We start from the raw sequence: 13,886 nt of genomic DNA, 5'->3' as shown, positions 1-13,886 counted from the left end.
TTTTAGAATAGCAAAAACAAGTTTTCATTCCTATCTACAGACCCAGCATGGGTAATAGTATCTGCCGCCCCAGGCCATGCAGGCGCTCGACTTCCTTCAATTCCTGGTCCAGGGCAACTACTACCGCATGGACTCTCGGTGCCTCCATCATCGACATATGGTCGCCGACGATATCGCGCACTTTGACAAAGCAGAGTTTGTCCCAGCCCAGATGTTTTTCTTCCGAGTTGTAATGCACTGCAGCTTCACGTATCGCTTCCGGCAAAGCCTGTGTGGCTTTCATGAGCAGGGTACGGCGCGGCAGAGGGCCAGCGGCATAGCGGCCTATGACAGTCACATTTTTTTCAAACACGTTAAATAAACGAGCGATTTCTTTTTCATCGGCATGTGGTGGTACATAGTCGGCTTCACGCGCCAGTTCCAGCAGACGCTGCAATGCGATATCAAAAGGCAGACCAGATAAATCAGGACAGGCGATGTCTGCCTTATGCGCAATCAGGCGTGAGATGGAGCGTAATAAACGTTCACGCGGCGGCGCAGATTCAGCCAGTGGTGCAACCTGGCTGTCTATCAGACACAGGAAGGCAATTTCATAACCGCGCGCCAGCGCCTGCCTTGCCATTTCATAAGCGATAATGCCGCCCGAGGACCAGCCTGCCAGCAGATAACGCTGGTCCTTGACCAGCGGGGTGATCTTGTCCAGATACAGGCTGGCCAGTTCTTCCACGCTTTCATAAGTCGCATCGCCCATGAGGCCGGGATCTTGCAGGGCTATCACCGGTCTGTCCGTCGTCAGACCACTGGCAAGGTCGCGATAACACAAGACACTGCCACCAGTAGGGTGTACCAGCACGATAGGCGTATGCAGAGAATTACCTGCACGTATGGGTATGACGACAGGATCAAGTTGCAGGCTCTCATTGCGCAAGAGTTCTGCCTGGGCTGCAATGGTGGGTGCAGAGAATAGCGAAGTCAGTGGCAGCCTGTGGGCAAATTCTTTTTCTATCTCGGCCATCAGGCGCACAGCTAGTAAAGAATGCCCACCGAGATCAAAGAAATTGCTGGTGATGCCGACCTGGGATACATGCAGGACACTTTCCCAGATACGTTCCAGGCGCATTTCCAGCGTGTCACGCGGGGCCTGCGAGATGGCGGTATTCGATGGCCGCAACTTCAGCAAAGCCTTGTTATCGACCTTGCCATTGGGCATGAAGGGGAAGGCATCAATCGGTATCAGCCAGTTTGGCAGCATGTAGTCTGGCAAGGCAGAAGCCAGCTTCTCCTTGATGCTGGCGACGGACCGGCTCGCCCCCGGCTTGAGCGTATAGAAGCACAATAACTGGTCTATGTTTGCAGCATCCCTATCGACTACCACAGCAGCCATCAACACATCAGGTTGTGCAGCAACAATGGCTTCTATCTCACCCAGTTCTATACGGTAGCCGCGCAGCTTGACTTGCCGGTCTGCACGGCCAAAGCAATCAAGCTTGCCATCCATGCGCCAGCCTCCAAGGTCGCCCGTGCGGTACATGCGTGCGCCACTTACAAATGGATCGCTGACGAAACGCTCTGCCGTCAAGGCATCACGCTGGTAATAGCCTTGCGCCAGACTGGCACCTGCCACATACAACTCACCGCGCACGCCTATGGCTTGCGGCTGCAGATATTCATCAAGGACATAGATGCGGGTATTGTCTATGGGCTTGCCGATGGCAACCACTACGTCATCCATGCTGACTTTTTCATAAACGACTTGCACCGTGGCTTCGGTAGGCCCATACAGGTTGATGCACTCTGCACCGTCTGGCAAAGCCGCCAGCACCTGGCGTGCCAGTTGAGCATCCAGCACCTCACCACCACAACACAGACGACGCAGGCGCAGGCATTTGGCAAACTCCGGCTGCCCTACCATCATGCGCAACATGCTGGGCACGAGTTGCAGTACGCTAATATCAAAATCCTGCAGTGTCTGCAATAAAGCTTCCGGGTCTCTTTCCACACCGGGTTCGGCCAGTACCAGTCTCGCGCCTGCCATCAGTGGGGCAAATACTTCCCAGACTGAGGCATCGAAACTGATGGCAGTTTTTTGTAGCACTGCATCGTCTGCATCCAGCGGTAAATCCCTGAGCATCCATTGCATGTGATTGGCAAGTGCGCCATGCGTTACCGCGACAGCCTTGGGCTGACCGGTCGAACCCGAGGTATAAATCAGATAGGCGAGGTCACTGCTTCGTACTACAGGAAACTGCGGGGCTGATGCATCTTCAAGTGCGGGCAAGGTATCAACCGTGATCAGCCTTATCTTTTCCAGCAAACCCGAGAAAGCAGCTTGCTGTTTGAATTGGGTAGCGATAGCCGCGCTGGTCAGCAATACGCTGACGCCACTGTCTTGTAGCATGAAGGCAATGCGCTCTTCTGGGTAGGCAGTATCTAGAGGCAGGTAAGCTGCCCCTGCCACCTGTATCGCCAGCATACTGGCTATCATATCCACACTGCGATCCAGCAATACCGCCACGACCCTGGCCCTGGCTTCATCCTGCTGCCTGGCCAGCAGCACATGTTGAGCCAGTTCTGCTATGCGCTGTGAGCAAGCCTGGCCACTCAATTGGGTCAGCGGGCTTTGCATGAATATCTGTTCTGGGTGCTTTGCCAGACAAGCAAGAATATCTTGTACTGGTGCTTGCCATGGTTCTGCGGGCTGCACTGATGGTCCGGCAAAATCATGCATGATCTGCTGCCGCTCGTTGGGGCCTAGCAGTGTCAATTGATCTATCTGTGCGTCCGGGCTCTCGACTATGGATGCCAGCAGGGTCAGCAATTCTTCTTCCAGATTGTGCATGCAGGTAGAGTCACAGACTGCCATGTCGTAATCAACATACAACTGCAACTGGCCTGTTGCATCTGCATACGCTGACAATACCAACAGGCATTCATCGGTCCAGGCAAAAGGCGCATCTGCTGTTATCAGTTTTCCTGTACTCGCCTGCTGCCAGCAAAAACCTGCCGCAAGACCCTGTTTGCTATCCAGCGGTGCGATATAGTCTTGCAGCGCGCAGGCTTCATCAATGGCAGTGCTGTATGTCTTCAGCAATGTCATGAAGCTGGCTTGTGGTGCAATGAACGTATGCAGCGGGATAAAGCGCGCCATAGGCCCCATGGCTGCCGCCATTTCTTCATAGGCACGGCCATTGGCCTGATAAGCCACGGCAGGTGACTGCGGATTTAATCTATATAACAATACTGCCCAGGCTAGATAAAGCAAATACGCGACTGGCAACTGGTTTTTGTCAGCCAGGGCATTGAGGGCGGCAGACAAGTCTGCTGGCAACGCCAGAGCCTGACGCTTGACATAGGGTGTAGCCGGCCGCTGCCTGCGCATGAAAGGCCAGTCTGGCAGATTACCTGCCACCAGACTGTTTGTCGTATCCCAGGCTGGCAATTGCACATCCTGGGGTTCTGCCAGCATATCGTGTTGCCATTGCGCCAGGCTGGTGAAAGGCAAGTCTTCTTCCTCAAATTTTATTGCATGCGGCGCAGTCCCCCTTGCTGCATCTGCCAGTTTTTCTTCGACTTCTGTCAATATCAGCAAAGCTGTCTGCGCATCAGCGCACAGGGCAGACAGGCCAAGCCGGTAATGACTGTCATTGAGTTTTTGCAGACAGGCGCGCTGGTCTTCATGGATGGCTGCCAGTTGCGGTGGCGCTATTTGCGTAGGCTCCAGTGTTTCAGCAGGTGCCTGCACGGGTAGCTGCATGCCAGGCAATACCCCAAATTCCATGCGCAGGATTTCATGCCTGGCCAGCACATGGTCAAAGGCAAGACGCAATAGTGCTTCATCCACGCCAGCGCATCGGAAGTCAACGCTGACCAGATAAGTCTGCTGACCATCTCTTTGCGCCAGTTGCCACAGCCTTTGCTGGACTGGTGATAATGAAAAACCGCTTTTCAGTTTGCCGCTCACTGCGTGTCCTTGCTCAGTTATTGCTTAATTTATCGAACCCGGCAAGACACTGGCCGGACGTACTTCATCACCCATGGCCGTCAGTATCTTGCGTTCACCGGTAAACCTGGAACGACCATGCGCAACCAGCATATTGTCGAGCAAGAGCAGGTCACCCGGTTGCCAGCGGAACTTGACAGTTTCTGCATCATAGGCGGCACGCAAGTGCGCCACTATCTCGTCAGGGATCACCGTACCATCGCCATAGAAAGTGTTATACGGCAGGTTGTCCACACCCAGGTCACCTGTCAATGAAGTACGTATTTCATCCGTCATGCTGGATGGGTGCCAGAAAGCGATGTGATTGAACCATAGTTCTTCGCCCGTCTGCGGGTGACAGCGTATGCTGGAACGTACTTGTGAAGTACGCAGCCTGTCGCCTTCCATCCAGGTCCATTGCGTATCTGATTTTTGCATATAGGCTTCGGCTTCTTCCCGGCTCTCTACTGCCAGCGAATGCTGCCAGGATGGCCCTATGCCAGAACCAAAATTACGCACCAGCATCCAACCCAGGCGGCGGAACTTCTCCCTGACTTCAGTATCTATCGCAGCCAGTACGCGGCGTACATCGGCGATAGGCGTCTCGCCTTCTGTCTCAGAAGCGACTTCACAAAAAAAGGCGATGCGCCCGGGCCACTGGCGTACATAAGACAATTCATTATGCAGGGCGATCACATGTTCGGGTGGGAAGATGGTCGAGGTATATACCTGGTCATCCACCTGCTTGCGCGGCGTGGCTTTTTCTATGTAGTTCATGAGCTGCACGCCAAAGGCATTCAGGCCAGCCTGGAAATCCTGCACGCCGTGCATATCAAAGTCACGGAATAGCAAACCACCATATTGCAATAAATCCTGCTGCAACTCTGGCTGCTTATCCTTGATCCAGCCCAGCAAATCCACGCCTTTTGCATGTGGCCGCAAGACCAGTGGCAAACCAGATGCACTGCTGAAACCCTGCTTGTCGACCAGGCTGCCATCCGACAGGCGCACGGCAGGGCGACGCAGATTCAGTCCGGGTTTGGGCATCGTGTTCATGCTATTTCTTCCTTCCCATGTTTTGCTTCTGTCGCAGTGCTGCCGCTCAAGATACTGGCGATATGGCCGGCCATTTTTTGCGCGACGCTGCGGATTTCCTGTTCTGGATAACTGCCTGCATGGTATTGCCACAGCAAGTGCAGGCAACCATCGACAATGTAAGCTTCTATCGCCAGCTTGTGCAGGCGTGGCAAGTGCCCTGCTCTTTCTGCGCCCCTGTCCTGCCGGTCAGGCGACCATGACAAGAGCTTGCAGACATCATCAGGCGGTGGCTTGATCTGGCCCATGTAGTTCAGGCTGATCTCGGGCATCTGCCCTTGTGCCAGCGTGGCACGCACTTTGTCGGGGCCCAGATAGCGCAATAAGCCATAAGAAAAGCCATGCTCAGGGATGTCACTGCGCTGTGCCGCAATCTCACTGGCAGCAGCATCCGCATTGATATCTGTCAGGTCAAACCAGGCCGGGTAACGGCTGGTGAACCAGCCCACGCTGCGGCTAACATCCAGCTCAGTCTGCTCGAGTTGACGGCCATGGCTTTCCAGTTCCAGATAAGCGACAGGCTCACCTGTCCAGTCACCAAGGCTCAGGGTAAGGGCTGCGATGAGGATATCTTCCGCTATTGCATCTGGCAGCCCCTGCAAAAAGCGGCTGGTGATTTCTGCTGGCAGGATGGCGCTGACCTGTGCTTCTTCAGCAATACAGCCATAGCCATCACCACTGCCGGGTAATTCCGGCGCAGGAATGGAAGTGCAGATTTCCCAATACTCTGCCTCTGCCAGTACAGCATCCTGGCTGGCCTGGCGCTTCAGGTGTTCTGCCCAGGCTTGTACTGAGGCAGTCTTCCTACCCAATGCAGGGGCACGGCCTGCCTGCAAATCCAGCAATGTCTGCCGCAAATCTTCCAGCAAAATCTGCATGGAGATACCGTCACTGACCAGATGATGCACAGCGAGCAAAAGCTGCGATGCACGCCCTTCGCTTGCAGGTGTCCATGCCGCAGCCAGCAAACTCCCTTGTCCTGGCTGTAATGAAGCCTGTACTTGCTGGTAGTCTTTAGTCAGATGTAAAACTGACGTATTGGATAGTTCATTGAAATGCGCAGCTTCATCACTAAAACTCAGGCGCAGTGCGTCGTGTTGCACTATCAGCGCTTGCAAGGCCTGCTCCAACATGTCAGCTCTGACCCAGTCAGCCATTTCCAGCAAGACGGATAAATTGTAATGCGCTGGTATCTCATGCATCAGCTCTTGCAATCTGAGTTGCGCAGGCAAGAGTCCGCATATGCCTTCAGGTGAAATATCCGCACCAGCCATCTCACCAACAGGCAAGAGTTTTTTTGCAAAGTCAGCCAATAGTGGCGCTGCATATAAATCCATGGCCTTGGCCTGCCAGCCAGCCTGGCGCAAGCGGGCCATCATTTGTATCGCCAGGATGGAATCACCACCGCTCTGAAAAAAATCTGCCTGCGTGTTCAGGCTTTCGCGCTGCAAGAGTTCGCGCCAGATTGCCAGTACGACAGCTTCTGCTGCTGAAACTGCAGCGTTTTTTGTCTCTGGATTCTCTTGCTCGTCATCCAGTTTTGGCAAGGCAGCCCTGTCCAATTTGCCATTCGAGGTATAAGGAATGCTGGCTATGGCGATCACAGCTTTAGGCAGCATATAGTCGGGTAGATTCTGCTTCAGTTTCTCCAGCAGGCTTTGCGTATCAAGTGGTTTATTCTGATCCGCAGCAACGGCATAAGCCAGCAAATATGGGCGGCCTGCATTGGCGCGACCTGCTTTTTCTGCGGACTCGGGTTTATGCAAGATCACCGTCGCATTCGCCACATTCTCTTGCGCCATCAGGGTTGCTATGATTTCCGCCGGTTCTATACGGTAACCACGTATTTTTAGTTGCTCGTCCTTGCGGCCTAGTATCTGTATGCGGCCATCGGCATGCATGACTGCGAGGTCACCAGTACGATACAGGCGCTCAGATTCTCCTGCGATGTCGGCAAACAAGAAAGGGCTGGCTGCATCTTCAGTCACGCCCACATAACCCAGTGCCAGGCCAGGGCCAGCCAGATAAATCTCGCCCGTCTCGCCATACGCACATGGCTGTCCTGCTGCATCAAGTATGTGTATGCGGTTGCGCCCCAGAGGCTGGCTGAAGCGTATGCCATTCAAATCGCCCTGCCATTTGCCTACCATGACGCCTATAGTCGCTTCGGTAGGGCCAAAGTGGTTGAAGATGGCACAAGCTGGTTTCAGCTTACCCAGCTCTTGCAAGAGCCTGACGCTGGCAGTTTCGCCGCCGAGTATCAAATGCGTCAATGGCAAGACTGCAGCCTTGTCCTGCGCCGTCAGCAAAGCTTCGAGATGTGAAGGGACTATCTTTAATACATCAACCGGAGTTTGCTGCATCAATGCTGCATAGCCGTCCGCATCGCGCGCCAGGGCATTGCTGACGATGGAGAGGCAACCGCTATGGAATAGTGCTGGTAAAACGCTAGTCAGACCCAGGTCAGCCGCAAAAGTCGATATCACCGCATAACGCAAACCAGGCTGCAAATCAAAGGCGGTGATAATCGCATCGAGATAATGCTGAACTGCCCTGTGCGGCACGGCAACCAGCTTGGGCTTGCCTGTGGAGCCTGAAGTGAATAGCTGATAGGCACATGATTCTGGATGAATGTCAGGTAGAGACAATGGCTGATAATCCTGAACACTGATCTCTGTGAGACTGGCTGGCAATTGCAGACAGGGGATATCCAGCGCGGCCAAGGCATCACCCACATCCTGATTGTCTTGCAAGATGACGCAACAAGGTTTTGCCTGCCTTATCAATTCCAGCACACGGCCTTGTGGCAGATTGCTGTCTACCGGCAGATAGGCTTTAGCTGCCTTCCATGCCGCCTGCATGGCAACGGGGAAGGCCAGGCTGCGGCCCAGTAGCAAGAGTACAGGGCCGGCACTTTGTTCAGCTTTTAAAATATCCCGCGCCAGCCTGTCTGATAAGCGATCAAGCTGCTGGCGTGTCATGTGCTCAGTTGCATCCACACGCAAGGCAACGGCTTGCGGGTCTTGTTCAACTGACTGACGGAATTTTTGCAGCAAACCCGGCTTAGCAGAAACTGATTCAAGCCTGGCAGGCAACCAGACGGCCCTGGCAGCAGCACGCTCATCAAAATCCTGGTCAGTGCCTGCCATGCGCTCTATCATGGCGACAAAGCTGTCCAGCAATTGCTGCATGTCAGCAGCATCAAATAACTGGCTATCGAAATCCAGTTCCACCCGCGCACCATCTTGCCAATCGACGAGATTACAACCCAGGTCAAAACGTGCATGGCGTATAGGCAGGGAATACGCCTGCACCGTCATGCCGGGTAAGCTGGGCATACTTGCCAGTTTATCGACATTGAACGTAATATTCACCAATGGCGGCCTGGCCGGGTCACGCGCCAGCCCCAGGTCATCGACCAGTTGCGATAGCGGATAATTGGCATGGCTGATGGCATCAAGGAATTGCTGCTTCACTTCCGCCAGCACTGTGCTGGTATTCGTCTGCGCAGGAATGTTCAGACGCAAGGGCAGGAGATGCGCGCAATAACCTGGCGTATGCGCCAATGCATCATCACGACCAGAATAAGGGACGCCGAGTACCATGTCCCGCCCTGCCCCGGCACGACGTAGCGTCGCAGCAAAGGCTGCAATCAAAGCCATGCTGGATGACATGCCCAGCTTGCCCGCTTTTTGCTCAAGCTGGCGCAAGATGCTCTTGTCGAGTTCATGCGTCAGGCGCTGACCTGCAAAACCACGCATGCTGGCCCTGGCATGGGCGCATGGCAGTTCTATACCGACTGGCGCGTGCTGTAATTTATTTAACCAGTATTGCTTGTGCTCTTGCTCTTCTGACGATGAGCCTGCCTCTGCCATGCGTTGCGCCAATAAGGCATAGTCCGGTTTGCTGTCTGGCTGCTGGCCATTTATGAGCGCTGCAAATTCTTCAAACAGCATCTGCATGGATTGCCCGTCGATGAAGACATGATGGGCAGCAAACAGCAGCACAGCATGGTGTGCATCCAGCTCAAACAAGTCTATGCGGAAGGCACCAGCCTGCGTCAGGTCAAAACTGGTTGCAACACTGTTTTGCAAGGCTGCATCCAGCGTGCTGGCAGTGACTTGATGGCACTGCACTTTTACATCCACATGAGTTGCAATTTTCTGCAGACCTGCTTCCAGGTCTATCGATGCGCGCAGGGCATCATGCCTGGCTACCAGTCTTGTAAATGCGTGTGTGATTTCAGCATGATTGATATCACCCTGCAATTCTAGCGCCACACTGACGACATAGGCTGCAGAACCCTGCTCAGACAAAGCTGCCAGTGTTGCCAATTGTTTTTGTGCTTTGGATAAAGGAAGAATTATCTCTGCTAGCTTCTGTGCTTCAGGTGCATTGGCAATAAAGCCCGCCGATTTCAAGGAAGCCACACTCTCACTGACACGGCTGACTATCTGAGCGATATCCTCATCAGTGTGCGCAGTCGACAAGAATAAATTACGCCCCTCCCACACATACAGGCCGCGATACAGCAAATGATAAAAGAAGGGATCAAGGTTCTCGCTAAATACAAAGCGGAATAGCGAGCCGAAATTCTTCATGTGTATAGGTGCACCGGCCGCAGCAAAAACCTGATTGAGTTCCGCAGTCAGCCTGGCGGTATTGTCATTCAGTTTTTGATAGACAGCCGGGCCACCTTGCTTGATCTCGGTCAGCACTGCTTTTGCTGCTGCCATCACCAGCGGGTGTTTATTGAAAGTACCCGCAAAGAAAGTCGTATCCGCCGCCGGGTAAGAAGCATCACCATATTGCCAATGCCCGCCATCAATACCTGCCATGATATCGGCACGACCAGCAATGACGCCCACAGGCAAACCGCCACCAACTATCTTGCCGTAGGTGACGATATCTGCCTGCACATCAAAATGCGCCTGGGCACCACCAGGGTGTATGCGAAAACCGACCAGCACTTCATCAAAGATCAGCAAGCTGCCAGTAGCCCTGGTCAGGGCGCGCAGGCTGCGCAAGAAGTCTTGCGGCTGCAGGCCAGGGTTACGGCTTTGTACAGGTTCGACCAGCACTGCAGCAAATTCATGCAGGCGGCAACGCAATAATTCCAGTGCCTCTGCCGATCCATATTCAAAGAAAGCCAGGTCGCTGACCATGCCAGGCGTAATGCCAGCCACACGCGGACTCGCTTTCCAGGGGTCATCATTGACTTCACCCAGCACACCATCAAAATGACCGTGATAACTGTCGCGGAATATCGCGACCTTGTTGCGGCCAGTAAAAGTCCGGGCCAGGCGCAGCGCCGTCATGATGGCTTCTGTACCTGAACTGCAAAAGGCAACGCGCTCTACTCCCGTCAACTCACTGATAAGGCTGGCGACCTCGCCAGCCATGTCTGACTGCGGCCCTATGCGTATGCCACGCGACAGGCTTTCTGCCAATGCTTCTTTCAAAAATTCTGGCTCATGCCCAAACAACTGCACACCAAAACCCATGGAAATATCGATGTATTCATTACCATCCAAGTCCCAGATTTTGGAACCGGCAGCACGCTGCCCCACGATGGGATACAACATTTCCTTGATCGAGAAACGAAAACCCGCTGAGGCGCGGCTGTCTGCCAGCACGTGACGGTATTGCTGGGCCTGTTGTTTGGACAGAGCAGTTTTTTTGCAATAGGCTAGACTGAATTCCGCCAGATGCTGACGTTGTACTTCGCTCAGGTTGCTACTGAGCAGGATATTGTTTTTGGGTTTAAGGACTGGTGCTGCTGATGTATCAGTTTCAAGCTCTTTTTCGACGACTACATCAGCCGATACTTTACCGCCTTGCTGTTCCGCCAAATACGCAGCCACGGCTTCAATCGAAGACAAATTTTCAAAGAAAGCACGTACTGGTATCTTGACTGCGAATTCGTTTTCTATGCGGCCCACCGCTTGCATCAAAATCAATGAATCCGCACCAATTTCCAGCAAGGGTGCTGCGGCATCGACCTTGCCAGAGTCAATCGCCAGCAAGCCTGCGATGATGGCAATGATGCGCTTGCGGATAGCAAGCGGATCGCTGACGATTGTGCGCGTGCTTGCCGCCACTGGCTTGCTGATTTCGACAGCTTTACTTGATGGTGCTACCGCCCTGCCACCATCAAAGCTGTTCAAGCCCAGGCGCAGGGGAAAGACATCCCTGGCAAAGGGATACAAGGCCAAGGCATCGCCAGCCGCGGTATTTTTTTTGTCAGCGAATTGCAGCTTGCTACCTAGCACATGCAGGTGCGCGACTGTTTTCAGGAATGCGACTCTGTCATTCTGAGTCACATCCAGGCAGGGCAGGCTGCGGACATTGACATTGTTGGCACTTGCAACATCATCCAGCATGCCAGACAGCACTGGCATAGTGCCCAGCTCCAGCGCGGTATCAATGCCGGTTTTACTCAGCGCGGCGATGTTATCAGCAAAACGCACGGCTTCGCGCGTATGTTTTAACCAGTAAGCCGTATCGTAGACATGGCCAACGGGTAGCAATTCACCCGTCAGATTAGAGCACACAGCCACTTGCAGTGGCTGCCACTCCAGCTTTTGCAAAGCCAGTTCAAACTCTGCCAGCATGGGTTCCAGCGATACCGAGTGGAAAGCAGTTTTTACCCGCAACATGCGCACTCGTATGCCATCTGCAATCAGCTTCTGGCTGAGTATATCCAGTTGATATTTAGCACCGGAAATCGTCACAGATTGCGGGCCATTCACGGCGGCGATACTGATCTCTGTGCCCGCCAGATATGACAAGACAGTTTGCTCATCGGCGCGTACCGCGGCCATGGCACCATCTGAAGTCAAGGCTCCCATGAGTCTGCCGCGCTTTTCAACCAGACGCAGGGCTTGAGTAAAGCTCACAGCACCAGCAATGACTGCGGCGGTGTATTCACCCAGGCTATGCCCTGCCAGCACCGTGGGCTTGATACCATATTCAGCCAGCAGGCGCGCCAATCCTACGCCCAATGCCAGTAAAGCTGGCTGAGTGTAAGCAGTCTTGTCGATATTTTCATCAGAACTTAGCAGTAATTCGCTTAGCGACCAGGGCAACACTGCATCAGCTTCAGCAATAGTGGCGCGAAAGCTGGCAAACTGGAATAAACCCCTGGCCATGCCTGGCCTTTGTGAGCCCTGGCCGGGGCAGAGGAAAGCCAGTTTGGGCGGCCTTCTGGCAGCGACAGCAGTGACGACTTGCTCAGCATGGGCTTGGTCCAGCCATGTATGCAGATGTGTAGCAGCCTCCTCAGCACTTGCCGCCACCAGCACCAATCTGTGACGCAGGTGCGCACGGCCATGCTGGGATAAAGCACAGATGGCGGCAAAGTCTTGATGAATTCCAGCTTGCAGCTTTTGTGCTGTTTGCTGCGCGAGCAAACTCAGAGCTTCATTGCTGGATGCTGACAGGAGCAAAATATTCGGTTCACCTGTCCGCAGATTTTCTGGTGTAGATGCCGGATTAAATTCTTCAAGCACGACATGGCAATTCGCCCCACCAAAGCCAAAGGCGCTGATGGAAGCTGCTCGCGGGCTAGCCTCAGGGTTGCTTGGCCAGTCCATAGTCCGCGCCACCACCTGCAAGCGCAATTGCTCAAAATTGATGTGCGGATTAGGCTGGGTGTAATGCAGGCTGGCGGGTAGTTTTTTATGTTTGAGCGCCAGTATCAGTTTGATGAGGCCAGCGATACCGGCAGCAGCTTCCAGATGGCCGATATTGGTTTTGACCGAGCCTATCAGCAGAGGCGTTTGCCGTGGCTGCTGGCCCAGGGTGCGGCCCAAAGCGCGGGTTTCGGTAGGGTCACCCAGCAAAGTGCCAGTGCCATGTGCTTCTACATATTGTATTGCTGATGGTGACAAGCCAGCATCGGCAATCGCCGCCTGTATCAAATTCTCTTGCGCCAGTCCATTCGGCGCGGTGATGCCGTTCGAGACACCATCATGGTTGGTGGCTGAGCCACGTATGACGGCATGAATACGGTCACCATCTGCCAGTGCATCTGACAGCCGCTTCAGCAAAACCAGGCCCGCCCCTTCACCGCGGCCATAACCATTGGCCGAGGCATCAAAGGTTTTGCACAAGCCATCAGGTGCCAGCATGCTGCCCTTGCCCAATGCCACGCTGCTGTCTGGCCTTAACATCAGGCTGACGCCGCCAGCCAGTACCATGTCGGCATCACCTGCCTGCAAGCTGCGGCAAGCCTGGTGTACCGCAACCAATGAGGATGAACAGGCAGTATCTATGCTCATACTGGGGCCACGCAAGCCCAGCACATGGGAGATACGGTTGGCGATGATGGCATTTGACATGCCTATGCCCATATGGGCTTCTACATCATCAGTGTGAGCAAAGCTGCCGAGGAATTCGCCATTGACTGCACCGATGAAAACACCCAGGCGCGCCTCTTTCAAACTGTCGGCAGCAATACCTGCATCTTCCAGCGCCCACCAGGCCAGTTGCAGGCTCAGACGCTGACGCGGGTCCAGCGCGCTTGCTTCCTTGGGCGAGATACTGAAGAAGGCCGGATCAAAGCAGGCTGCATCATCAATAAAACCTGCATGAGGTGCTGCAGATGCAGGCAGATCTGCCGCATCCCAGCGCTCAGCCGGTATGGGTTTGACAGCGCATACTTCCTGCTCAAGCAGGGACCAGTATGCCTCTATATTGGCAGCACCAGGAAAAACACATGACATGCCGATGACAGCAATCGCATGTGATACATCTCTTGCCGTCATTTCGCTTTCATCGCTCATGATGGACAAATCAAAAGACAGGAGAA

The 13,886-nt window shown here is 54.0% G+C and carries 3 protein-coding genes; all 3 read right to left on the bottom strand.

Translation table 11 applies throughout. The features are described 5' to 3' along the window. Positions 1-34 precede the first annotated feature (34 nt). From ACO0LF_RS28520 to ACO0LF_RS28510, 3 genes are read right to left on the bottom strand one after another with little or no spacing between them, the layout of a single operon-like run. Positions 35-3,961, bottom strand: coding sequence for a non-ribosomal peptide synthetase (locus ACO0LF_RS28520; RefSeq protein ID WP_423020305.1), 3,927 nt, complete (start codon positions 3,959-3,961; stop codon positions 35-37). A gap of 24 nt (positions 3,962-3,985) precedes the next feature. Then, positions 3,986-5,035: a TauD/TfdA family dioxygenase gene (locus ACO0LF_RS28515; protein WP_423020303.1), complete on the bottom strand. Its 1,050-nt coding sequence runs from the start codon at positions 5,033-5,035 to the stop codon at positions 3,986-3,988. Further along, positions 5,032-13,860, bottom strand: coding sequence for an aminotransferase class III-fold pyridoxal phosphate-dependent enzyme (locus tag ACO0LF_RS28510; protein ID WP_423020301.1), 8,829 nt, complete (start codon positions 13,858-13,860; stop codon positions 5,032-5,034). The genes ACO0LF_RS28515 and ACO0LF_RS28510 overlap by 4 nt, the downstream gene beginning before the upstream one ends. Between the last annotated feature and the right edge of the window lie 26 nt (positions 13,861-13,886).

Origin of the sequence: Undibacterium sp. Di27W, from assembly GCF_049340345.1 — a bacterium.
Lineage (GTDB): Bacteria > Pseudomonadota > Gammaproteobacteria > Burkholderiales > Burkholderiaceae_D > Undibacterium.
This window is presented reverse-complemented; position numbering and strand designations above follow the sequence as displayed.

Coding starts and splice junctions, on each gene's coding strand:
- ACO0LF_RS28510 (WP_423020301.1), bottom strand. CDS start 13,860: ATGAGCGATGAAAGCGAAATGACGGCAAGAGATGTATCACATGCGATT.
- ACO0LF_RS28515 (WP_423020303.1), bottom strand. CDS start 5,035: ATGAACACGATGCCCAAACCCGGACTGAATCTGCGTCGCCCTGCCGTG.